Raw genomic sequence first — 23,655 nt, forward strand, 5'->3', positions numbered from 1 at the left:
CGATCTGGATGAACTTCGGTCATTGAGCCGCCGAAACAGACTGCCGTCGAATGCAAACTCATTGTCGGCGCGGATATCATGATTTCCCCAGCAAGGCGCCGCTCATGCGCCGTTAGCGAGAGCCGCGCCGAAGCAAGTCGCGGGCTGCAACCGGCCGCGCAAACCAGCACCGGCTCGCGGGCGCGCCGGCGCCCGCAATGGCGAGGCTCAGAATTGCTTGCCGAGCGAGACGCCCACCACGTCTTCGGACAGGTGAACATTCGCATTGCCTCCACCGAAGGCTGCGGGAATCGAGTTGTCGCCGTTCACCGTGTTCTTGAACGCATGTCCATAGAAGAGGCCGAATGATGTTTTCGCATCGGGCTTCCACGTGGCGCCCAAGGTCGCCTGATCCTGCACAACACCCGGTGCGAGGATATTCAGGAATGTTTCCGTGCTAGCCACCGGCTGGCTCGAATGACTGTAGCCTGCGCGGAGCGTGAGATGGCTCGATACATCATAGCTCGTGCCGATCTTGATCACGTTCGTATTGCGCCAGCCAAAGCCTGGGCCGTCGGACGATCCCAACGCATTGCCTGCAAACAGGTTGGCGAGCGGATTCGCGATCGAATTCACGTTGCCATACATAATGCGCTGAAAGTCGGCCGCCACCGTCCATGCCGGCGTAACCTTCCAGGAAAACCCGACACCGTAGTTCTCCGGGATGTCGAATGAGCCGCCGTCCGCGAAGAGACCTTTGTATTTGTCGAAACGGCCATGAATCTTCGATGCCCACGTCACGCCGACGGTCAGTGTCGGCGTAATCTCCCCGGTATAGCCAAGATGCACGCCAACCCCGACCGAAGTGTCGGCACCCTGATCGGTTACGTTGCCGGGCGCGACCGACATGCCAGTGAACGGCTGCAGCCCGCTTGCCGTAAAGCGTTGAAACGCGACGTTCAGGCCGATGCCGAACGCGTGCCGGTCGAGCAGTTTGTAAGCAATTGTCGGCGAGAGGAACATCTGTTCGAGATCCACGCCTGCTGACCCCGTGGCACCGAACGCTTGATAGGGATTATGGGCGTAGCCGGTGTCGAGCCCCCCGTTCGCGTACAGTGCAAGGCCCGCATACACGTTCGGCAGAAACTGATATGTAACGCCGAATTCGGGCAGCACGAAGATCGAGCGATTGTTGCCGTCGTAGTCGCCGTTAGCACCGTAACGGTTGCCGGACACGTTGGCGCCACGATCTGGCAGGAAGAGACTGATGCCGCCATCGATGCGGTTACCAACGAAGGCAATACCGGCGGGATTGGCCGCAGCGGCAAGGGCGTCCTGCGGAAAGCCGATGCCGACGCCGGCCATGCCCTGTGATGCGACGCCGTAGCCGTTGGAAAAATAGCCGTTGGTGGCCCATGCAAAGGTTGGTGCTGCCGCGACGACAGCAATGAGCGCGCGAGTGGCTTGTAGCTTCATTGTTTCCCCGAATAATATTTGGAATAGTCAGGGAGACGGAGTGTATTGATTCGATCTCGCGCCTCAAACCAAGTTTTTCACATAAGCACTAGGTTAAAAACATATAAAGTTTCTCTGCCGATGAGTTTTTCGATTCTTGCATTGACCTTCGGACCATGCAGGCTTCAGCGGAGAAAGCATGCGCCCTACTCAAGGGCTCGCCAATCCTGCAAGAGACATGGTATTCACACCAAAGGCGACGAATTCGGTGGCGGAGGCTGGCGGCTCCATCTCCGAACTCACCATGCGGCTAACGCGCAGCCGATTCACAACACTCGACCGGTTCCCGCTGATTCGCAGCACTCAAATCCATAGAGGCTCATCGCCGGGTTCTGCCGCAGCTGCTTATTGCAATGTTGCTGTCAGGGAGCTTGAAACGGCGCAACACTATCTCGTCGAATTTCGCTCTCAGCGCCGCGCGTAATGCTGTTCGATGCCGTGCGCGAGCTGTGTAACGAGTCGCTGCATCGCCACCTGAGTCCGCCATGCGACATGTGGAGTCACAATCAGATCCGTGCGCGCGCTGGTCAACAGCGGATGACCGATCGCTGGCGGCTCCTGCTCGAGGACGTCGAGCGCGGCGTTCGCGATCAGCTTGCGGTCGAGCGCCTCGATCAGCGCCCCCTCGTCGACGATGCCGCCGCGCGCGGCGTTCACGAGCGACGCGCTGCGCTTCATTCGCTCGAATTCGGCGAGACCGAAGAGATGTCGCGTTTCATCGGTAAGCGGGCAGTGCAGGCTGATTACATCCGCCTCGCGCAGCACCTCGGCGAATGCAGCGTAGCCTTCGCGCACCGCCCTGGCGTGCTTGCGTTCGGCGAAGAGCACACGCATGCCGAACGCGCCGGCCAGTTCGGCGAGTCGCTTTCCACCGTGACCGGCACCGACGATGCCGAGCGTCGACCCGTGCAGATCCGCGATCGGATGCAGTTCAGCGTAAAAAGTGGGTGACCCGCTCCAGCCTCCAGCATAGACGTCCTTCCAGTAAGGAATCAGGTTGCGGCGCAGCGCGAGCATTAGTGCGAACGCGTGCTCCGGCACGGAGATCGTCGAATAGCCCGGACATGCGACTACTTCGATGCTCCGTTGGCGGCATGCTTCCATATCCAGATGATTAACGCCCGCGGCCGGCACGCCGATCAGTTCCAGTTTCGGCAACTGCTCGAGCACTTCGCCCGACAGTGGAACCTTGTTGGTCACGACGATCTGCGCATCGCGGCAACGCTCCAGCACATGTTCCGGCGCCGTAGATGGATATTCGACCCAGCGATGCGAAAACGGAAAATCGGGTAGATCGGCCGACAGCGTCGCGCGGTCCAGAAAGACGATGGTTTTCAACAGGCTGCTCCACTTCATTAACGTTCGGACGTGCTCGTGGACACGGTGTCGAGCATGCGTTTCTTGCCCGTCTGCACGTGATTCTCGAAAGCCTCCGCAGCCGCGTCGGCTTGGCCCGCGCGCAGCGCCTCGAAAAGCTCGCGGTGTTCTTTCGCGGAACGCTGCATCTGCGTGAACGAATACACGCCTTTGTGAATATAGAGCGTCAGTTCATCTGCGACAGCCTGGTTGATCGTGATCAGCCGCGGATTCTTGGTCGCTGCCATGAGTTGACGGTGGAACTCGGTGTTCAGAGTCTGATACAGAGGGCTGTTGCGCTCGGCTACGGCGGAGTCCATCTTGTCAACGAGAAGGCTCAGCGACTGCTCCTCGTCGGTGGTCAGACGCAGAGCGGCGAGACGTCCCGCCGTGCGTGCGAGCCCTGCTCGAATCTCATAGAGATCCATCGCCTCTTCGAGCGACAGCCGCCGTACTTCGGCGCCCCGATTGGGGACGATTCGCACGAGCCCCGCCTGTTCGAGCGAGCGCAGGGCCTCGCGCGCCGAATTGCGGCCGACGCCGATCTGGTTTGCGAGCGCCTGCTCATTCACACGTTCGCCGGGGCGCAAGTCCCCCCGCTGGATCATGGCGCGCACCTGTTCGCGAATGTCGTCGAGCTTCGACGCGATTACCTCGGGCGCGCGCGCGTTCCCCTTGCCGTTCGGTTCACTGTTAAACGCGTTTTTCATGTTGATTGCCCTTTCTGTGTCATTCGATACCATTATTTTGCTTGCAGAAAACCCGTCGATACCCACGGAACCAGCACTATCACGATGAGGGCCACCGCCAAAGCCCCCAGATACGGCCAAACGCGGCGCATCGCGGTGGACGGGTCGACCTTGCTGACCGCGCACGCCGCATAAAAGCCAAGGCCAAGCGGGGGGGCGAACAGGCCCAGTCCCATCGCGAACACCACGACCATTGCGTAGTGCACGTCCGCGATGCCCATCGCACGCGCGATCGGGAACAGGAGCGGCCCGAACAGTACGATTGCCGGAATTCCTTCCAGAAAGCTGCCGAGCATCACGAACGTAATCGCGGAGATCGCCAGGAAGCCGAGCTTGCCCCCAGGCGCAGCCATCATCAACTTGGCGAGTTGCGCGGAGAAGCCTGACTGCGTGAGCGCCCATCCCATCGCGGTTGCACACCCGATGATGATCAGAATCGCGCCAGACAGCGACGCCGCTTCCACCAGAATAGGATAGAGCCGGCTCCAGTCGAAACGGCGATACAGTAGCAAACCCACCACACAGGTGTAAGCCACGCCGATTGTCGCCACCTCCGTCGCGGTCGCGATGCCTTCCACCACGGCCGCGCGGATCACGAAGGGCAGCGCGAGCGCAGGCAGCGAAATCAGGAATGCGCGGCCGACCTGGGCCCGGGAGGCCCGTTGCACGCCTTGCAGGATTTCCCCGCGGCTTCTGAACCAGACGACTGCCGCGAGTGCTACCGCGCCGACCACGGCCGGCATGAAGCCGCCTGTGAACAGCGCGGCAATCGAAACGCCGGTTACCGACCCAATCGTGATCAGCACGAGGCTGGGCGGAATGGTTTCCGACATGGCCGCCGCCGAACTGAGCATTGCGACGAGGTCGCCTTCATTCGCGCCGCGCTTTTTCATTTCCGGGAACAGGCCCGGCGCGAGCGCAGCCATGTCCGCCACCTTCGAGCCGGAGATGCCGGAGACGAGGTACATGGCGCCGATCAGCACATAGGCGAGGCCGCCACGCTTGTGCCCGATCAGCGAAGCGAGGAAACGGATCATCGCTTCGGCAAGCCCCATCGCTTCCATGAGCGCGCCGAGCAGGATGAACAGCGGGACGGCGAGCAGGATCAGGCTGGACATCCCCTGATTCATGGTGCTCACGACGATCGTCAACGGTGCGCCGGTGACGGTTGCGAGATAAGCAAACGTGCACACCCCGAAGGCGACCATGATCGGCACACCGAGACAGATGATCGTGACTACGCCGACGGCGAAAAAAAGGATCAGGCTGACCGCGGTCAGTGGCGCGAGCGCTTGCCGTGCGAAATAGAGCGCAATTGCGACCCCGGCCACCAGCGCGAACGCCTTCACGCAATCGCGCAGTGACGAGCGCTCGAGCAACCGCGTAACGGCGAGCACGAGCATCAGCACAGCCGCCACGGGAATCGCGGCTGCGGGGATGGCATTCGGCAGATCGAGCGCCGGCGTGCTGATGATCCATTCGTTCATCGCCCAGTCGGTTGCCGGCCGCACCAGCAGCAGCACGAAGGTCATCACGATGAAATTTCCAAGCGTTTCCGCAAACGCGCGGTTTTGCGGGGACATTCTGGCAACCAACATCGTCAGCCGCAGATGTTCGCCGCGCCGCAACGCCACCACTGCGCCCAGCATCGACAGCCAGATGAACAGGATCGACGCGAGTTCGTCTCCCCAGATCAATGGATCCTGCAGCACGTAGCGGCAGAAAACGTTGGTGAGCAGCAGCACCACTTCGGCCACTAGCAGCAGCGCAGCGGGCACTTCGGTGATCCACTTGATGGCCAGTTCCAGTGCGCTGCCGACGCGCACGACCTTCGATGCCGCATGTCGTTGCTTCGGCGCGCCCATGTCGTGGGCGAACACCTGCTCGGGATGAACTCGGGAAGTCATGACTCGTTCTCCAGAAACTCTTCGGTGGTCCGTGCTCATGCGAGCTTCTGCGTGTACTTCTCGAGCAACGCCCAAGCTTCATCGCCGTACTTCTTGCGCCACTGGTCGTAGAAACCGGCCTTTTGCAGCGAGGCGCGGAATGGCTGGATGTCGGGCTTGTTGAACGCCATGCCGTGTGACTGCAACTTCCCGATCAGCGATGTGCTCAGTGCGGCGACGTCCGCGCGTTCAGCCACTGCGGCCGCATTCAGGTGTTTCGCCACGATCGTCTGCAAGTCAGGCGGCAGCTTGCCCCACGACCGCGCGTTGCCGAGAAACCAGAAGCCGTCCCAGATATGGCCGGTCAACGAGCAGAACTTCTGGACTTCATAGAAGCGTCCGGTTTCGATCAGCGCGAGGGGGTTTTCTTCTGCATCAACGACCTTGGTTTGCAGCGCCGAATACGCCTCGCTGAAGTTGATGCTGGTGGGCGAGGCGTCGAGCGCCTTGAACATCGAGGTCCAAAGGGGACTGACCGGCACGCGAATCTTTAAGCCTTTAAGGTCGGCCGGGCTTTGCACCGGCTTGACCGAGCTCGTGAGATGGCGAAAGCCGTTGTCCCACGGTTTCTCCATCGCGACGAGCCCGACCTTCGAGATCGCCGTGCGGATGTGGCTCCCGAGCTCGCCGTCCATTGCTGCCCATACCTGGTTGTAATCCTTGAACGCGAAGCCGATGCCGTTGATCGCCGAGACTGGCACGAGCGTCGACAGCACCACGCCACCTTGGGTCAGGAAGTCGATGGCGCCCGATCGAACCTGCGACAGCATGTCGGTATCCGTGCCCATCTGACCGTTCGGGAAAATCTGCAACTCGACACGGCCGCCAGATTCCTTCTGGATGGCGTCCGCGGCTTCTTTCGCGCGAACGTTGAGCGGATGGGACAGCGCGAGGTTGTTCGCGTACTTCAGCTTGAACTGCGCGCTCTGCGCCCGAGTGAGCGACGGCAAGGCGCCAGTCCCCATCGCCGCCACCGTGGCGGCCCCGAGCGTTTGAAGAAAGGTACGACGGGAATACGAACTCATTTTCGTCTCGCTCCATGGAAAGCAAATGGTGGATGACGCATTCGGCGGCGCCGGTGGCGTTCTTCTTGTGAACCTCGGTTACTGAAAGTGCATGCGATGAATCATATTTCGCTGACACAAACTCTAAAAGTGTTGACACTTAGATGTCAAGATGTTGATATAAGAAAAAGAGTGCATGCAAAGGAGTCCCCGGGAAAGCACCTACAAAGCCGCGAACATCCGCGATACCTGTCAGGAGGAAGCAAATGGAATTAGAGGCGCACTACCGCGAGCACGGCTTGCTGCTCGGAGGCCGCTGGCAAGCCGCGACGGCTGACAACTGCCAGCTTTCGATCAATCCGGCGACGGAACAGCGGCTGGGCTATCTGCCGCTGGCCACGCAGGCACAGGTCACCGAGGCCATCGACGCCGCGTCCGACGCCTCAGCCGCAATGCGCAAGCTCACGCCGTGGGAGCGCTCAGCGCTGCTGCGCCGGGCTGCGGCGATCGTCCGCGAACGCGTGCCGCAGCTCGCGCGAATCGTCGCGCTCGAAACAGGCAAGCCGATCGCACAGGCCAGCGGGGAAGCGAATGCTTCCGCTGAGTCGATCGACTGGTTCGCCGATGAAGCGCGCCGGGTGTTCGGTATGTCTTACGAAAGTCGCGTCAAGGGCGGACGGTATCTGGTGCATTACGAGCCGCTCGGGGTGGTCGCCGCTTTTACGCCGTGGAATTTTCCGCTGCTACTGCTGGCCCGCAAGATCGGCCCGGCGCTGGCTGCCGGCAACGCGGTCGTGATCCGGCCGTCGAACGAAGCGGCCGGGGCGACGATGGCACTGGTGCGCTGTTTCGTCGATGCCGGGTTTCCCGAGGGCGCGGTCAATCTGGTGATCGGCAAAGCCGACTCAATTACGCCGACGATCATGGCCGACCCGCGCGTGGCGAAGATCAGCTTCACCGGCTCGGTGCCTGTCGGCCGTCAGATCGTCGAAATGTCCGCGAAGACCCTCAAAAAGGTCACGATGGAACTTGGCGGCCATGCGCCCGTGATCGTGCATCGCGACGCCGACATCGGCGCCTTTGCGCACCTCGCGTCACTCGGCAAGTTCCGCAATGCGGGCCAGGTCTGTGCGTCGCCGACACGTTTTTACATCCACGAATCGATCTTCGACAAGACCGTGAAGGCGCTGGTCGAGCGCTCCAAAGCGCTTCGCGTCGGCGATCCGTTGCAGCAGGACACCGATCTCGGTCCGCTAACCACGTCGAAGCGTCGCGACGCGATCGAACGTCTGGTCGATGAAGCCGTGAGTGAAGGCGCCAGCGTGCTATGCGGTGGCCGGCGCCCCTCGCAATTCGGTCGCGGCTGGTTCTACGAGCCGACGCTCGTCGCCAACCCCGCTTCGCACATCGGCCTGATGAACGACGAGCCGTTCGGCCCGGTCGGGACCCTCACCCCGTTCGCGACGATGGACGAGGTCATCACCGAGGCGAACCGGCTGCCGTTCGCGCTCGCGGCGTATGTCTTCACGCGCTCGATGCGCAACACGCTGGAAACCACGGAGCGCTTGCAGGCCGGCGTGGTCGGCGTGAACACGTTCGTGGCGTCGACGGCGGAGACGCCATTCGGCGGCAGCAAGGACAGCGGGTTCGGACGCGAAGGCGGACCGAACGCGATCCGCGACTACATGGACACCAAATTCATCAACCTCGAACTGGCGAACGACGAGCCGCTCGACGGCACCGCCTGAATGGAATCCCTCATGAGAACCATCAAGAATCACGCGAAAGCGCAACTCGCCGCGGGTGAACTGGCACTCGGCATGGGGCTGCGCCAGGCCCGCACCGTCGACATCGCGCAGATCGCGCAGACGGCGGGCTTCGACTGGCTGTTCATCGATATGGAACACAATTCGATGGACGTCGACACGGCCGCACAGATTTGCGCCGCCGCTCTGGTGGGCGGTGTGACGCCGATCATCCGCGTGCCGGGGCACGAGCCGTTCCACGCCACTCGACTGCTCGATACCGGCGCGATGGGCATCGTGGTGCCGCACGTGAGTACGCCCGAACAGGCCGCGCGGATCGCCGATATGTGCCGCTTCCCGCCTGCCGGCGGGCGGTCGATCCCCGGCATGTTGCCGCAGGTCGGCTTCCAGGCTCTGCCGATCGCCGATGTGGTTCGCGCGATCAACGAAGAGGTGCTGGTCGTGGCGATGATCGAGACCCGCGAAGGGCTCGAGAACGTCGACGCGATCGCGGCGGTGCCCGGCATCGACGTGCTGCTGGTCGGCGCGACCGATCTTGCGGCGGATCTCGGCATCACTGGACAACTCGGCCATATGCGTGTAGCGGCCGCCGTCGACGCGGTGTGCGCCGCATGTCACCGGCACGGCAAGGTGCCGGGCGTCGGCGGGGTGTACGACGAGGCACTGATGACCGCCTACGTGCAAAAAGGCGCGCGTTTCATTCTCAGCGGCTCGGATCTTGCGTTCCTGATGACGGGGGCGAAGTCGCGTTCGGAGATGTTGCGTGCAATCCCGCTCGGCCACGCCGAACAAGACATGGCTCAACGCAAGGCGTCCTGATCGGACGAGGAGGAGACAGAGTGAATCCCGAATACGCAAGCAATCTGGTCAACCGGCGCGACCTGAAACCGTATCTGAATGCCGATCAATTCGAATTTCGAGATTCGGTGAATCGGGTGCTGACGCGCCATGCATCGCCGGAATACGTTCGTCAGTGCGACGAAGAGAAGCGCTTCCCACAGGAACTCGTGAAGATGGCCGCCGAACAGGGCTGGTTCGGCATCACGCTGCCCGAAGCGTACGGCGGCGTCGGCGGCTATCTCGACATGGCCGCTTATCTGGAGGTCGTCGCGTATCACACCATCGCGCTCGCGCGCTTCTGGAATGCCAACGTGAACATGGTGGGCGGCGCGCTGGCGCGCTTCGCTCCGGACGACATCAAGGCCGTGGTGTTGCCGAAGCTAGCCGAAGGGCGTGCCTTTCTTGCCTTCGCATTGAGCGAAAACGGCTCCGGCTCGGATGCCGCCTCACTGACGACGCGCGGCGTGGCCGACGGAAACGACTTCATTCTCGACGGCACCAAGATGTGGATTTCCGGCGCGCTGCAGGCCGACTACATTCTGACCGCGGTGCGCACCAATCCGGAAGCGAAGAAGCACGACGGGATCAGCCTCTTCCTCGTACCGAAGGAATCCAGGGGACTGACCATAAATCCGATCGATTTGCTCGGCGGCCACGCTATCCGGACCTGCGAAGTGGTGTACGACGGGGTGCGTGTCCCGAATGAAATGATCGTGGGCGGCCTGCACGTGGGTTGGAAGAAGCTCACCACGGTGCTGTCGAAGGAGCGCATCGCGTTGTCGGCGATGTGCGTGGGCGGCGCACAGGCGGCGATCGATCTTGCGCGCTGGTATGCGAACGACCGCAAACAGTTCGGACAGTCGATCATCGATTTCCAGGCCGTGTCGCATCTGCTCGCCGATATGCAGACGCGCGTGGATGCCGCTCGCCTGATGGCGTTTCGGGCGGCGAAGCTGCTCGACGAAGGCGACAGCTGCGACGTGGAGTCGTCGCAGGCGAAGTACTTCGCGTCGGACACGTACGTGCAGGTCGCGACCGACGGCATCCAGATCATGGGTGCCAATGGCTACTCCGCCGAATACGCGATGCAGCGTCATTACCGCGAAGCCAAGATGTTCCAGATCTTCGGCGGCACCAATCAAATTCAGCGCAACATCGTGGCGCGCGCGCTCAAATCGTAAGCGGAGACAGACGTGACGGCAGTTCGGACATTGGAGAAATTCGGCTTTAGCGTCGACTACGCGCAAGCCGACGTAGTGGTGGTCGGCGGTGGCGGCGCGGCGTCGCGTGCTGCCGTGTCGGCGGCACAGGCGGGTGCGAAGGTCCTCATGCTGGCCAAGGCGCCGGTCGGACAGGGTGGCAGCACGGTGCACGGCGCTAGCGAAATCATGAGCATGGGGGCATCCGGCTACGGCAGTCCCGACGATAGCGCAACCGTGCACTACGAAGACACGATGCGTCCGGCAGCCGCCTTCATCGACCGCGACCTGGTGCGCGTTCTGGCGGAGGACGCACCGAAGCGCATCGCAGACCTGATCGAACTCGGCGTGCCGTTCGACCGCGTCGCTGATGGCTATAAGCTCATCCGCAGCGACTTCGGCAGCTATGCGCGCGCGCTAGGCGTGAAGGGCAAAACCGGCAAGGCCTTCGTGGGCGCGCTTGCCGAGCAAGGCAGAAAGCTCGGTGTCGAGACCCGTCAGCCGGCGGCGTTGATCGACCTTGTGCGCGATTCGACAGGGCGCGTGAGCGGCGTGGTTGCGATGGACCTCGATTCGCGGCGGCTGCTGGTGGTCTCGGCGGGGGCCGTCGTGCTTGGCACGGGCGGCGCGCACGGTCTGTTCTCGCAGCAGGTGTCGACAGCGGAGATGACTGGCGACGGCCAGGCGATTTGCTTCCGCCACGGCGCGGAACTCGTGAACATGGAGTTCCATCAGTTCGGGCCGGCGATGGTGCACCCTTACGTGCAACTCTTCAGCAAGTCGTGCTTCATCCTGCGTCCAAAGATGCTCAATCGCGACGGTCACGAATTCCTCCCGGACTATCTGCCGACGGGCGTGACGCCCGAGGCTGCGATGGACGAGAAAGTGTTCCCGTTCACGATCTCGAACGAGTCGCGCTATATCGATATCGCGATCGCAACGGAAATCGCGCAGGGCAGGGGCACGGAACGCGGCGCGGTGCATTTCTCTTTCGCCGACATCGCCGAGGAACGGTTGGCGGCCACCATTCCGAACACCCTGCGCTGGATGCGCGCCAAGGGACTCGATCCGAAGCGTGATCTGCTCGACGTCGGGATTGCTTTTCAATGCCTGAATGGCGGTGTCCGGATGACCAACACCGACGCGATGTCGACCATCGAGGGGCTCTTCGTTATCGGCGAACTCGCGGGCGGCGTGCGCGGTCCGGATCGTCCGGGCGGCAACTCGCTTGCAGAAGGTCAGGTTTTCGGTCATCGCGCAGGCGTGGGTGCGGCCGCATTCGCACGCGGCAGCGCGGCGCCCGGCACGTCCGATGTGGCGCCGCTTGCACGGCGTCTCGAAACGGCGCTGAAGCCGAATGCGTCGTTCGACGCTCGACGTATCGCCTCCGATCTGCGTGCAGCGATGCAGGCGCATTGCCTCGTCGAGAAGACGGAAAGCGGTCTGAACATCGCGTTAGCGGCCGCTCGCGAGGCGCGCGCGGAGTTTGCCGCAGGGGGCGGGGCCAGGCCGCCGCAGGTGATCGATGCGTTGACGATCGACAACATGGCGACGACTGCCGACGTGATCGTGCAGGCGTGCATCGAGCGGCGCGAGTCGCGCAGCAGCCACTATCGCACCGACTATCCCGAGCGCGACGACGCCCGTTTCGGTCATGCATTGACCATCACGCGCGGTGAGGCCGACCCGTTCCACCTCGCCTTCGACGTGCTCGACTACCCCCGTGCCGAACTCACGGACGCATCGCATTCCCAGGTGGCAAATCATGGATAAGAAGCAAGTCGGCCCGTTGTCGGGCTACCGCATTCTCGATCTCACCGTCATGACCGCGGGTCCGGTCGGTACAGTGCTGCTTGCCGACCTCGGCGCGGACGTGATCAAGGTTGAGGAACCGAAGGCCGGTGACCTCTCGCGCAATCTCGGTAATCAATTCGTCGAAGGCGAAAGCGTGCAGTTCCTGTCGCAGAACCGTAACAAGCGCAGCATCCGCCTCGACCTGAAGTCGCCGAAAGGACGCGATGCATTTCTACGCATGGCGAAGCAGGCGGATGTCGTCGTCGAAAACTTCCGGCCGGGCACGGTGGATCGGCTCGGCATCGGCTACGAGGCCGTGAAAGCGCGCAATCCGATGATCGTCTATGCAAGCGTGTCGGCGTTCGGACAAAGCGGTCCTTACGCCGCTTGGCCCGCGAACGATCCGATCGTGCAGGCCGTGGCGGGTCTCATGGACATGACGGGCGAAGCCGGCGGCAATCCGGTTCGGCTCGGGGCGCCGTTGCCGGACTTTGGCGCGGCTGCGCTGCTCGCGTTCGGCATCTCTGCGGCGCTGTTGCATCGCGAACGGCATGGCGAGGGTCAGCGCATCGATACGTCGCTGCTGTCGGCTGCGCTTTTCAGCACCATCCCGCGCGACGGCGAGACGCTGAGAAGCGGCAAAGCGCCGGAGCGCCTCGGCAGCGGCCATCCGACGATGGTGCCGTATCGCAACTATCAGGGGTCCAATGGCCGCTATTTCTTCGCGGCCTGCTTCACCGAAAAATTCTGGCAGAACCTTTGCCGGGCGTTGGGCCGCGAAGATTTGCTGAGCGATGAACGCTTTGTCGGCAACACCGCGCGGACTGCGAATCGGCATGCGCTCGACGTGATCCTCGAACAGCAGTTTCTGCTGCACACCGCCGAATACTGGGTGGCGCATCTGAGTGCCGCGGACGTGCCATGCGCGATCGTGCAGGACTATCACACCGCGTTGACGCAGGACCCGCAGATCGCGCATAACCACTCGGTCGTCGAGATCGAACATCCGCTTGCGGGCAGGGTAACGAACATCGCGAGTCCGGTGAATTTTCACGGCAGCCCGGTGGCTTACCGCCGTGCGCCGCCTACGCTCGGACAACATACGGCTGAAGTACTTGCCGAGTTCGGTTTCGCCGAGGAGGAGATCGCAGCACTCGAAGGTCGTGAACCGGCCGCTGTCGGAGAGAAGTCATGAAATCGTACACAACGGACTACGTGATCGTCGGCGCGGGGACGGCGGGTTGCGTGCTCGCAAACCGTCTAACCGAAGACCCGAACGTCAAAGTGATTCTTGTCGAAGCCGGCGAGCGCGATCGTCACCCGTTCATCCACGTACCGGCCGGCTTCGTGCGATTGCTCGATCATCCAACCGTGACATGGCGCTATCGCACGCGGGCCGACGCCGAGACCAGCGGCCGTGCAATCCTGTTTCCGCGTGGACGCGGACTCGGCGGGTCCAGCGCGATCAACGGCCTGCTTTATGTGCGCCCGTTTGCGGAGGATATCGATAGCTGGGAGCAGTCGGGCGCCAAGGGCTGGACCTTCGGCAACTGTCTGCCGTTCTACCGCCGCTCCGAAACGTGGACCGAGGGCAACAGTCCTCAACGCGGCAAGGATGGTCCGATCCAGGTCAGCCGGGTGGAGGATCCGCCGGAGATCTGTGGTGCGGTCGTGCAAGCGGCCCAAAAAGCCGGTCTCGAGTTTGTAGATGATCCAAACAGCGATACGCGCGGTCCGTCGATCTGGTACTACCAGCAAACGCGCGACGGACGTCGCCGCTCCAGCGCAGCGCGCGGTTATCTGCGGCCCGCAATGGCGCGGCCGAATCTCACGGTGGTGACCGGCGTCCAGGTGTCTGGGCTCGAAATGAACGGCAAGCACGTGAGCGGCATCAATGCGACGACGACCGCAGGCGTTTCGATGCAGTTTCGCGCGACCCGCGAGGTCATTCTTAGCGCCGGCGTGATCGGCACGCCCAGGCTGCTCGAAATGAGTGGCATCGGCGATAAGGACGTGCTCGACAACGCGGGCATTCGAACACGCATCGCGTTACCGGGCGTCGGCAACAATTTGCAGGATCACTATGTAGTCCGGCTCGGCTATCGGGTACGGGGTGCAGGTACCGCGAACGAGCGCTCGCACGGACTCGCGCTCGCGCGCGAGATGATGCGCTACGTCGTGTCGGGGACCGGCGTACTGACCTATAGCGCGGCGATCGTCGGCGGCTTTGCGCAGACGCGGCTCGCAACGCGGCCCGACGTGCAGTTCGTGATCGCACCAGGCAGCTTCGTCGAGGGACGGATCGGAGTGCTGGAGTCGGAGCCCGGCGTCTCCTGCGGGGTCTGGCAGATGCGCCCGGAAAGCCGTGGGCACGTGCACATCACCAGCAGCGAGATCACGGCAGCGCCGACGATCGCACCGTCATACTTGAGCAGCGAACTGGACCGCAACACGATGGTGGAAGGACTCAAGATCGGCCGCCGGATCTTCGCGCAGCCCGAGGTCGCCCGCTATATCGTCGACGAAACCGTACCAGGCCGTCAGGCGGACACTGATGAGGCGTTACTGCAATACGTGCGTGACAATGGCTCGACTGTGTATCACGCGGTTGGCACGTGCCGGATGGGAGAGGACGAAATGAGCGTCGTCGATTCCGAAATGCGGGTGCGCGGAACGACCGGCCTGCGCATCGTCGACGGCTCGGTGATGCCGTCGATAACCTCGACCAACACCAATGCGACGGTGCTCATGCTGGCCGAGCGCGCAGCTGACATGATCCGTTCGCCGATGACTGCGCGCACGGCTTCGGCATATTCGAAGGAGACGGTATGAAAGTGCTGGTAGGTGTAAAGCGAGTGGTCGACTACAACGTGAAGGTCCGGATCAAGTCGGACGGCACGGGTGTCGACATTGCAAACGTGAAGATGTCGATGAATCCGTTCGACGAAATCGCGGTTGAGGAAGCGGTGCGGTTAAAGGAAGCCGGCGTGGTTAGCGAGGTGGTGGCGGTTTCTTGCGGTGTTGCTCAGGCGCAGGAGACGCTGCGTACGGCGTTGGCGATAGGCGCGGATCGTGCTGTGTTGATCGAGTCATCCGAAGACCTGCAGCCTCTCGCCGTTGCCAAACTGCTCAAGGCGCTGGTCGACAAGGAACAGCCTTCGTTGGTATTGCTGGGCAAGCAGGCCATCGACGACGACTCGAACCAGACCGGGCAGATGCTCGCCGCTTTGGCTGACCTTCCGCAAGCGACGTTCGCTTCGAAGGTCGTTGTGGCTGACGGGAAGGCGACCGTGTCGCGCGAACTGGACGGCGGAGCTGAAACGCTGTCGCTGACGCTTCCCGCCGTGGTCACAACTGATCTACGCCTGAACGAGCCGCGCTACGTGACATTGCCGAACATCATGAAGGCGAAGAAAAAGCCGCTGCAAACGATCAGGCCCGAAGACCTCGGCGTCGATGTCACGCCGCGTCTTAAAACACTGAAAGTCGCCGAGCCGCCCACGCGTTCCGCCGGGGTGACAGTGCCGGACGTAAAGACGCTGGTCGAGAAGCTGAAGACCGAAGCGAAGGTGCTTTAGATAGAACGGCAACTATGTTGCATGGGACTGGAGTAAGCGCTAAAGCGCTAACTCCAGTCGACACGGAGACAAAGCAAATGACGAATCTGGTTAGCCTCGTAATAGCAGAACACGATAATGCGTCGATCAAGGCAGCGACACTGACTACCATTGCAGCGGCGAAGAAGATCGGCGGTGAAGTTCACGTGCTGGTCGCGGGTCACAATGCGCAGCCCGTAGCCGACGCGGCAGCGAACATCGTGGGCGTTAGCAAAGTATTGCTGGCCGATGCGCCGCAACTCGAAGCGGGCCTCGCGGAAAACATCGAAGCGACGGTGCTGACGCTTGTGCAAGATGCTGCGAAGAACTATTCGCACATCCTCGCGCCGGCCACCGCCTACGGCAAGAACGTCGTGCCGCGTATCGCCGCGAAGCTCGACGTCGCTCAGATCAGCGACATCACGGCAGTCGATTCACCCGATACGTTCGAGCGCCCGATCTACGCGGGCAACGCAATTGCGACTGTGCAATCTCAAGATCCGATCAAGGTCATCACGGTACGCACGACTGGCTTCGATGCCGTCGCAGCGGAAGGCGGCAGAGCCTCGGTCGAGAAGATCGAAGCCGCAGCCGACGCAGGCATCTCGCAGTTCGTGAGCCGCGAAGTGACGAAGCTCGATCGTCCGGAACTGACGTCGGCAAACATCATCGTGTCGGGCGGCCGCGGTCTCGGCAGCGGCGAGAACTACACGAGGGTGCTGGAGCCTTTGGCAGACAAGCTCGGCGCAGCGATGGGGGCATCGCGTGCAGCCGTCGATGCGGGCTACGTGCCGAACGACTATCAGGTCGGTCAGACGGGCAAGATCGTCGCGCCGCAACTGTATATCGCGGTCGGCATTTCGGGTGCGATCCAGCACCTTGCGGGCATGAAGGACTCGAAGGTGATCGTCGCGATCAACAAGGATAAAGAAGCGCCGATTTTCAGCGTCGCGGATTACAGCCTCGTCGGTGACCTGTTCACCGTCGTGCCCGAACTCGTCGGAAGCCTATGAGGCCCTTGATGACTGGCTGCTCGCGTTCACTGGCGGAGAAACCATTGGATCTTTCAATCGGGATACACCTGGTGTTCATACCGGCCTCATCGACGCCGTTGCCTAACTGTCGGCTTTGGCCGGTGCCCTTGAGTGACGGCACAGAATGTCCGTTCCCGCTCTGATACCTGCCCTTTAATCTGCGACGGCCCGACCGGGGGAATGGGTCGTGCATGGTCGCTCGATGACAGCGAAAGCTGTCGTTCACCCGGAACCCCGAGCATCCTCAACTGAGGTACCCATTCCAGCTGCTTACAATCCTGAGAAGCTCGGCGTGGACGTTTTTGCCTGGTAGCGGTCACAGACGCTTACGGGGCCAGTCGCAAGGATGGTTGACGAGCTTTTGCCGCGATGGAAGATTTATGGTTGAAAGTTGTTGGTCCTGGAAGTTATTTGAGTAAAAAGACCGTGGCCGAGGCCCCGTTTCTACATCAGGCTCCGCCCAAAGCGGAAGTTATTTGGTTGAATTTTCGGAAGCCAATCGAGTTCTTCCACAAAATCCTCCATCCGGCGTCGCTGTTCATCTGGAACACTCCCACTGCCTGAGCAGCTTTCAGTGTGTTGCGTCCATCGGTTGAATCCGCCGAGAAGATCAGACTCCACGGTAACTCAGAAGAATGTTGGTAAGCCCTTGCAGTCCGCATAGGCCGATACTCTCAAAATACCAGGAGGTTATCCAGCGATGCTATTGGCGCAGAGTCTTGTGGCAACAGTGCTAGGATTGCCATCAGCTAAAGTCTCTTCGAAGTGGTCGGACCAGTGAGATACGCCATGCAGGATGTCAAATCAGAATACCCGTCACAAATCGCGGATGTGGTCGCCGAACGGATAGAAAGCCTGATCGTCGACGGCGTCCTGAAACCAGGTCAAGCCTTACCGTCCGAGCGGCGTCTGATGGTCAAACTGGGTGTGTCGCGCTCCGCGTTGCGAGAAGGGTTGAAGGTGTTGCGGGCGCGCCGAATCATCGACACTGCGCACGGCCGCGGGTCGTTCGTCGCAGCGCTCACCTCGCAACCCGCCCTCACGCCGATGATGCATCTTCTCGGCTCGCAGCCGAGAACCCTCTACGACATTTTCGACGTACGCGAGATGCTCGAGGCTGAATCGGCGCGGCTTGCCGCGCTTCGGGGAACGCAGGCGGATTTCGCGCTGATCACCCGCCGCTACGAGGAAATGCTCGCCGCGAACCGGAGCGATGTGGACGAATCGACACGTGCGCGGCTCGACTATGCGTTTCATCTCGCGATCTGCGAGGCCTCGCACAACCCGGTGCTCGTGCACACGCTGAGTTCGCTCACCGATCTGTTGCTGAGCTCCGTCTTCGCCTCCGTCAACAACCTCTACCATCGCGAGGCGGAAAAGCGTGTGATCGACAGGCAGCATGCCCGGCTCTACAAGGCCGTCATCGGCAAACAGCCGGAGCCGGCTCGCAAGGCTGCCGCTACGCATATCGCCACCACGATCACCTGTCTGAGAGAAGTCGAAGCGGAGGAGCAGCGTCTGGTGCGGGCCACGCTGCGGCTCGAGGGCTGGGCGTGACGCGAGCCGCGAGCGAGCATGAGTGTGCCGTCCGCCGGGGCACCCGCGTCGGCGTTGATTCGCGCGCGAAACCACGTCCTGGCACCAAAAAATAACTGGTAGGACCACTGCTGAAACGTCTCGACAGTCTCGTACTGGCGCGAAACAATGCGCGCTAGCAAACTCAGCTGCGGCGGCAAGCCGCACAGGAATCAGGAGACTCGCGATGACCTCGCACAACCCGCCAGGCGTGTCCGCCCGGCCCGCTACGGATAGATCCCGCACCCTCGCTTCAACTGCAACGACCGGGTTCGAAAACGCGACTTACGCGAAAGTGACCTGGCGTCTGCTGCCATTTCTCTTCATCTGCTATGTCGCGGCCTATCTGGATCGCGTCAACGTGGGATTCGCCAAGCTGCAAATGCTCAGCGACCTGAAGTTCAGTGAGTCGGTGTACGGGCTTGGCGCGGGGATTTTCTTCATCGGCTATTTCGTGTTCGAAGTGCCGAGCAACATTCTGCTGCATCGCGTGGGCGCACGCTTGTGGATCAGCCGGATCATGGTGACATGGGCGTTGGTGTCGGCGGCGTCGCTGTTCGTGAAGACGCCCGCCATGTTCTATACGATGCGCTTTCTCCTCGGCGTCGCCGAGGCAGGGTTCTTTCCGGGTATCGTGCTTTATCTGACGTACTGGTATCCGTCGGTGCGTCGTGGCCGCATGAACGCGCTTTTCATGATCGGCATTCCGGTGGCTGGGGTGCTCGGCGGCCCGCTGTCGGGTTGGATCATGCAGGCGTTCAACGGCGTGCAGGGTTTGTCGAACTGGCAATGGCTATTCCTGATCGAAGCGCTTCCGTCCCTGGTGCTCGGCATTGTCACGCTGTTCGTGCTGCCAAACGGCATCCGCGCCGCGTCCTGGCTCGACGAACGGCAAAAGCAGCTTCTCGAGGACAACATTGCACGCGACGCAGATGCAGGCGCTGAGGCGTCGCTGAGCAGCGTCGTGTCCAATGGCCGCGTCTGGCGGCTCGCGGCAATCTACTTCTGTTGCATGATGGGCCTCTACGGCGTGAGCTTTTATTTGCCCACGCTGATCAAGGCGGCGGGCGTCAAGGAAGCGCTGGATGTCGGCATGCTGACTGCGGTGCCCTATGCGGTCGCCATCGTGTCGATGATTCTGGTCGCGCGCAGCTCCGACCGTCGCAACGAACGCCGCTGGCATCTCGCGATGGCGGCCGTTGCCGCCGCAGCGGGCTTTTACGCAAGTACGCTCCATGCGGGCAATCTCGCGCTCGTATTGTTCACGCTGTCGCTCGGCACCGCCGGTGTGTTGTCGATGATGCCGGTCTTCTGGACGTATCCGAGCAGCGTGTTGACCGGCACGGCCGCCGCCGCGGGAATCGCGATGATCAATTCGGTCGGCAATCTCGCCGGATTCGTCAGCCCGTCGATCATCGGATGGATGAAGGACGTGACGCACAGCACCAACGCCGGTCTGCTGGTCGTCGCGGCGGCGCTGTTCGTCGGCGCGGTGCTGGCGCTGACTCAGCGCACGCCGTCCGTATCGACATCGGCGGCGCAGCCGAGCCGGGTCTGATGCCACTCTTGCGTTGATATGTGATCGAAGGCCGTTATGTCCGATACAGCCTATTCCGCGATTTCCCCCGGGGATACGCGTAGAACATTGCTCGCGTCGCTCGGCGATATCGTCGGCGCGCGCAACGTGCTCACCAGTGATGCGCAAACGCGCCGCTACCGCACCGGCTACCGCTTTGGGAACGGCCGCGTGCTGGCGGTGGCGCGCCCCGGCACGCTGGTCGAACAATGGCAGGTGCTAGCCGCATGCGTCGCGGCGCGGGCGATCGTCATCACGCAGGCGTCGAATACCGGACTGACCGGCGGTTCGACGCCTGACGGCGACGACTACGACCGCGACGTTGTCATCGTCAGCACGACGCGCATCCGCCGCGTGCATCTGATCGCCGGCGGGCGTCAGGTCGTCTGCATCGGCGGCACGACGCTCGATCAACTTGAACGCACACTGAAACCGCTCGGACGCGAGCCGCATTCGGTGATCGGCTCGTCGTGCATCGGCGCGTCGGTGCTCGGCGGCATCAGCAACAATTCGGGCGGCTCGCTGGTGCATCGCGGACCGGCCTATACAGAAATGGCAGTGTTTGCCGCCGTCGATGCGTCGGGCACGCTGCGGCTCGTCAACCATCTGGGTATCGAACTCGGCAACACGCCCGAAGAGATTCTGTCGCGGGTCGAGAACGGCACGTTCACCGACGCGGACATTCGCAACGACGCGGCGGCTTCGGACCATGAATATGCCACCCATGTCCGCAATGTCGATGCGCCCACGCCTGCGCGCTTCAACGCCGATCCGCGACGCCTGTTCGAAGCTTCCGGTTGCGCCGGCAAGCTGATGGTATTCGCGGTGCGTCTCGACACATTTGCGGCGGAGCAGGGCGCGAAGGTGTTGTACATCGGCACGAACGACACGAGCGTGCTGACCGAGATCCGACGCCATGCGCTCGCGAACTTCGCGCACCTGCCGATTGCCGGCGAATATCTGCATCGTGACGCGTTCGATGTTGCGCGAAAATACGGGAAGGATCTGTTCGTCATCATCGACAGGTTCGGCACGGACCGGTTGCCGATGTTCTTCAATCTGAAAACACGCTGCGATGCGTTGTTCGAGCGCCTCGGCTTCATGCCGAAGCATCTGACCGATCGTGTGCTGCAATGGATCAGCAAACGTCTGCCGGATCATCTGCCTGCGCGCCTCAACGCTTATCGCGAGCAGTACGAGCATCATCTGATGCTGAAGGTGCCGGCGGCGGGCATCGAGGAAGCGCGCGCCTTCCTGTCGGAACGCTTCGCGCAATCCGGCGGCGGGTATTTCGAATGTACCGAAGAAGAAGGCCGCAAGGCATTTCTGCATCGCTTCGCGGCGGCGAGCGCGGCCGTTCGATACCGTGCGGTTCATCATCGCGAGGTCGAGGATATCGTCGCGCTCGATATCGCGCTACGACGCAACGAGCGGGACTGGTTCGAGCGGCTGCCGAATAAAATCGAACGTGCGATCGTGCTGAAGCTGTATTACGGGCACTTCCTGTGTCACGTCTTCCACCAGGACTACATTGTCGCTAAAGGCAACGACTGTGTCGCACTCGAACACGGGATGCTCGAGTTGCTCGACATTCGCGGTGCCGAGTATCCCGCCGAGCACAACGTGGGGCATCTGTACGAGGCCAAGCCGCAACTCGCAGAGTTCTACAAGAAGCTCGACCCGTGCAATTGTTTGAATCCAGGCATCGGAAAGACTTCGAAATTCGCTGCCTATCGCGACTGCACAGTTGAAGCTTGATGGCGGTCTTCGCGGACTCGGCTGTTGAATAAAAGGGGACGGTCCGCCGACTTTTTAGGCGTCCGCATATCAAGGAGACGTGAATTGCATGTCCCTGGCGGCTTCGCGTCTTCCCTAAGGTCGTTTTCGGGGACGGGCAATCATGGCCTCAGCCAGCCACGACTTATCGGCCATGCAAGCAGCATACGATAGAGCGTGACCACCAGACCTGTCATCGCCGTGCCGCCCGTTTGCCACAGCCTCGCGATTGCCGCATAAGCGATGCACGCGACGGCCACTGCCCCGAGCATATCAAGCGGAAAATGCACGCCGAGAAACACCCGTGCCCACGCGACGATGATACCCACGACGAGTGTCACGCCACCGAGCCAGCACATCCGCCCGAAAAGCAGCGGCAGCGCGATGCTGGCAAAGAGGGTGGCGTGATCGCTTGGAAACGACGAATCGGGCGCATGCGCGAGGAACGTGTGGCCAAGCCCGATCATGAACGGCCGGGGGTGCTGCCAGACCAGACCGATCAACTGGTTGACGCCGAGCGCCAGCAGCGCGACGCAGCAGGCACGCAGGGCCAGCTCGCGCCGCTGGTGGTCCCCGGAAAGCCACATCATCACCAGGATGAGCGGGACTAACCAGACCAGATAGTTTGCACAGGCGAGCGCCGCGCTGACCAGCCATCCTGGCGTTGCCGGCGTGCCGTTGATCATCAGGAAGAGCGCGTGGTTGAATGCTTCGATGGTATTCATTGCGTCGTTTTGTGCTGAAGATGAAGAATGCGCCAGCCGCCGTGTGTCTGCGGCCGCGGCGCCTGGCTACACATGGCAACCAGCACCGCAGCGAGCGCGCCCTTGGGTGTTGCGGCGAAACCTTCGCGTCGCAGGCCGGGTCTGAGTCCATTGCCGATCAGCGGATCGTCCTCAGCCAGCAGTATTCGCATCCGCCGTCATCCTGGTCCCGCCGGTTCCCTGACGCGGCGTCGCAAGCTTACCGGCCGGAAGGTTAACACTGCATTAAGAGGCGGACACCGCGCAGCGTCGCCTTCACTCTGGCTTCAGCCTCGGGTCCGTAGACTGCTTTCTGTCGCGACCACGATGTCGCCCGTTCAAGGAGAACCAATGAAGAAGCTCATTGTTGCCTGCCTGATCGCCATGTCCGCCGCAGCGGCCCACGCGGCATACACAGGACCGGGTGCCGAAGCGACGGCCACCACGGTCCAACAGCTCCGCGACGCAGGCAGGGAAGACCAGCGCACCTCGCCGCGCGGCCATATCGTGAAATCTATCGGCGACCGAAAGTACCAGTTCGCCGGCGGCACCGCAGAGATCCCGGTCAAGATCGAGCACGAACGCTGGCCGGCCGGACAGGTCAAGGTCTATGACATCAAGGTGGTGCAGTAATGGTCGCCGGCCCCCTGCACACGTCCCGGCTGTTTGCACGGGAATGGGCGACGGCGCCCTGGTCGGTCGGCGCCATCTGCCCGAGCTCACGGCGACTCGCCGCGCGTCTTGCGCGGGAGGTGCCGGCAGGCAACGGTGTGGTCATCGAACTCGGTGGCGGTACCGGCGCGGTCACGCACGCGTTGCTCGAAAACGGCGTGCCAACCGACCGGCTGATCGTCGTCGAGCGCTCCCCGACCTTTGTGCGGCATCTGCGCGGGCGATTCCCGAATGTGTCGGTCATGCACGCCGACGCTGCCCGCCTGGCCTGGTGTCTGCCACTGGACCTGCGCGTCGACGCGATCGTGTCGTGTCTGCCGTTGCGCTCGTTGCCTCATCGCGAGGTGGATGAGATCGTTGACCAGTGGCGGCAGGTCCTGCGTCCTGGCGGTGTCGTGATTCAGTTTACTTACGATATCCGGCCGGACCGGAACATCGTGAATGCCGGTGGGATGGGCGACTTTGTGATGCTGTCGAGCCGGATCATCTGGGCTAACCTGCCGCCGGCCCGTGTCGTGACGATGCAACTGTGAGC

General features: G+C 62.1%; 20 protein-coding genes. 13 read left to right on the forward strand and 7 right to left on the reverse strand.

Annotated features, from left to right (window positions below; all coding sequences use genetic code 11):
* Positions 1-207: 207 nt before the first annotated feature.
* The 5 genes from QFZ94_RS10800 to QFZ94_RS10820 form a co-directional block, all read right to left on the reverse strand.
* Positions 208-1,455, reverse strand: a complete 1,248-nt coding sequence (locus tag QFZ94_RS10800; RefSeq protein WP_368582069.1) for an OmpP1/FadL family transporter — start codon at positions 1,453-1,455, stop codon at positions 208-210.
* A 447-nt stretch (positions 1,456-1,902) separates the two neighbouring features.
* Positions 1,903-2,832 (reverse strand): D-2-hydroxyacid dehydrogenase, encoded by a 930-nt coding sequence (locus QFZ94_RS10805; protein ID WP_429456771.1) that lies wholly within the window; start codon positions 2,830-2,832, stop codon positions 1,903-1,905.
* Positions 2,833-2,849: 17 nt separating this feature from the next.
* Positions 2,850-3,560, reverse strand: coding sequence for a GntR family transcriptional regulator (locus tag QFZ94_RS10810; RefSeq protein WP_368582067.1), 711 nt, complete (start codon positions 3,558-3,560; stop codon positions 2,850-2,852).
* 32 nt (positions 3,561-3,592) lie between these two features.
* On the reverse strand, positions 3,593-5,464 hold the full coding sequence (locus tag QFZ94_RS10815) for a TRAP transporter large permease subunit (RefSeq protein ID WP_429457763.1): 1,872 nt from the start codon (positions 5,462-5,464) through the stop codon (positions 3,593-3,595).
* A 77-nt stretch (positions 5,465-5,541) separates the two neighbouring features.
* Positions 5,542-6,570 (reverse strand): TRAP transporter substrate-binding protein, encoded by a 1,029-nt coding sequence (locus QFZ94_RS10820; protein WP_368582065.1) that lies wholly within the window; start codon positions 6,568-6,570, stop codon positions 5,542-5,544.
* A gap of 245 nt (positions 6,571-6,815) precedes the next feature.
* Between QFZ94_RS10820 and QFZ94_RS10825 the strand changes: the two genes are divergently transcribed.
* The 11 genes from QFZ94_RS10825 (at position 6,816) to dld (ending at position 21,687) form a co-directional block, all read left to right on the forward strand.
* Positions 6,816-8,297: an NAD-dependent succinate-semialdehyde dehydrogenase gene (locus QFZ94_RS10825; protein ID WP_429456774.1), complete on the forward strand. Its 1,482-nt coding sequence runs from the start codon at positions 6,816-6,818 to the stop codon at positions 8,295-8,297.
* Positions 8,298-8,309: 12 nt separating this feature from the next.
* A complete protein-coding gene (locus tag QFZ94_RS10830) occupies positions 8,310-9,134 on the forward strand; it encodes an HpcH/HpaI aldolase family protein (RefSeq protein ID WP_429456776.1) in 825 nt (274 codons plus the stop codon).
* 20 nt (positions 9,135-9,154) lie between these two features.
* Positions 9,155-10,336: an acyl-CoA dehydrogenase family protein gene (locus tag QFZ94_RS10835; RefSeq protein WP_429456778.1), complete on the forward strand. Its 1,182-nt coding sequence runs from the start codon at positions 9,155-9,157 to the stop codon at positions 10,334-10,336.
* Between the two features lie 12 nt (positions 10,337-10,348).
* Positions 10,349-12,127: an FAD-binding protein gene (locus QFZ94_RS10840; RefSeq protein ID WP_429456781.1), complete on the forward strand. Its 1,779-nt coding sequence runs from the start codon at positions 10,349-10,351 to the stop codon at positions 12,125-12,127.
* Positions 12,120-13,343, forward strand: coding sequence for a CaiB/BaiF CoA transferase family protein (locus QFZ94_RS10845; protein WP_429456783.1), 1,224 nt, complete (start codon positions 12,120-12,122; stop codon positions 13,341-13,343). Before QFZ94_RS10840 ends, QFZ94_RS10845 begins: the two co-directional genes overlap by 8 nt.
* Positions 13,340-14,980, forward strand: a complete 1,641-nt coding sequence (locus QFZ94_RS10850) for a GMC family oxidoreductase (RefSeq protein WP_410850420.1) — start codon at positions 13,340-13,342, stop codon at positions 14,978-14,980. Before QFZ94_RS10845 ends, QFZ94_RS10850 begins: the two co-directional genes overlap by 4 nt.
* Entirely contained in the window at positions 14,977-15,726 is a 750-nt protein-coding gene (locus QFZ94_RS10855; protein ID WP_429456785.1) for an electron transfer flavoprotein subunit beta/FixA family protein, read from the forward strand. The genes QFZ94_RS10850 and QFZ94_RS10855 overlap by 4 nt, the downstream gene beginning before the upstream one ends.
* An 86-nt stretch (positions 15,727-15,812) precedes the next feature.
* Complete coding sequence (locus QFZ94_RS10860; RefSeq protein ID WP_410850498.1) at positions 15,813-16,757, forward strand: electron transfer flavoprotein subunit alpha/FixB family protein; 945 nt, start codon at positions 15,813-15,815, stop codon at positions 16,755-16,757.
* 810 nt (positions 16,758-17,567) lie between these two features.
* Positions 17,568-18,335, forward strand: coding sequence for a transcriptional regulator GlcC (gene glcC / locus QFZ94_RS10865; RefSeq protein ID WP_429456787.1), 768 nt, complete (start codon positions 17,568-17,570; stop codon positions 18,333-18,335).
* Positions 18,336-18,540: 205 nt separating this feature from the next.
* Positions 18,541-19,911, forward strand: coding sequence for an MFS transporter (locus QFZ94_RS10870; RefSeq protein ID WP_368582055.1), 1,371 nt, complete (start codon positions 18,541-18,543; stop codon positions 19,909-19,911).
* Positions 19,912-19,947: 36 nt separating this feature from the next.
* A complete protein-coding gene (gene dld, locus QFZ94_RS10875; RefSeq protein WP_429456789.1) occupies positions 19,948-21,687 on the forward strand; it encodes a D-lactate dehydrogenase in 1,740 nt (579 codons plus the stop codon).
* 140 nt (positions 21,688-21,827) lie between these two features.
* Here dld and QFZ94_RS10880 read toward each other — a convergent pair whose 3' ends face one another.
* On the reverse strand, positions 21,828-22,430 hold the full coding sequence (locus QFZ94_RS10880; protein WP_368582053.1) for a phosphatase PAP2 family protein: 603 nt from the start codon (positions 22,428-22,430) through the stop codon (positions 21,828-21,830).
* Positions 22,427-22,621, reverse strand: a complete 195-nt coding sequence (locus tag QFZ94_RS10885; RefSeq protein ID WP_368582052.1) for a hypothetical protein — start codon at positions 22,619-22,621, stop codon at positions 22,427-22,429. Before QFZ94_RS10885 ends, QFZ94_RS10880 begins: the two co-directional genes overlap by 4 nt.
* Before the next feature lie 178 nt (positions 22,622-22,799).
* On the opposite strand from QFZ94_RS10885, the gene QFZ94_RS10890 reads away from it, so the two are divergent.
* Positions 22,800-23,081, forward strand: coding sequence for a NirD/YgiW/YdeI family stress tolerance protein (locus tag QFZ94_RS10890; RefSeq protein WP_368582050.1), 282 nt, complete (start codon positions 22,800-22,802; stop codon positions 23,079-23,081).
* The gene (locus QFZ94_RS10895) at positions 23,081-23,653 is read left to right on the forward strand and encodes a class I SAM-dependent methyltransferase (protein ID WP_368582049.1); all 573 of its coding nucleotides are present in this window, start codon (positions 23,081-23,083) and stop codon (positions 23,651-23,653) included. The genes QFZ94_RS10890 and QFZ94_RS10895 overlap by 1 nt, the downstream gene beginning before the upstream one ends.
* Positions 23,654-23,655: the final 2 nt, after the last annotated feature.

Source organism: Paraburkholderia sp. JPY465, from assembly GCF_050436725.1.
Lineage (GTDB): Bacteria > Pseudomonadota > Gammaproteobacteria > Burkholderiales > Burkholderiaceae > Paraburkholderia > Paraburkholderia youngii.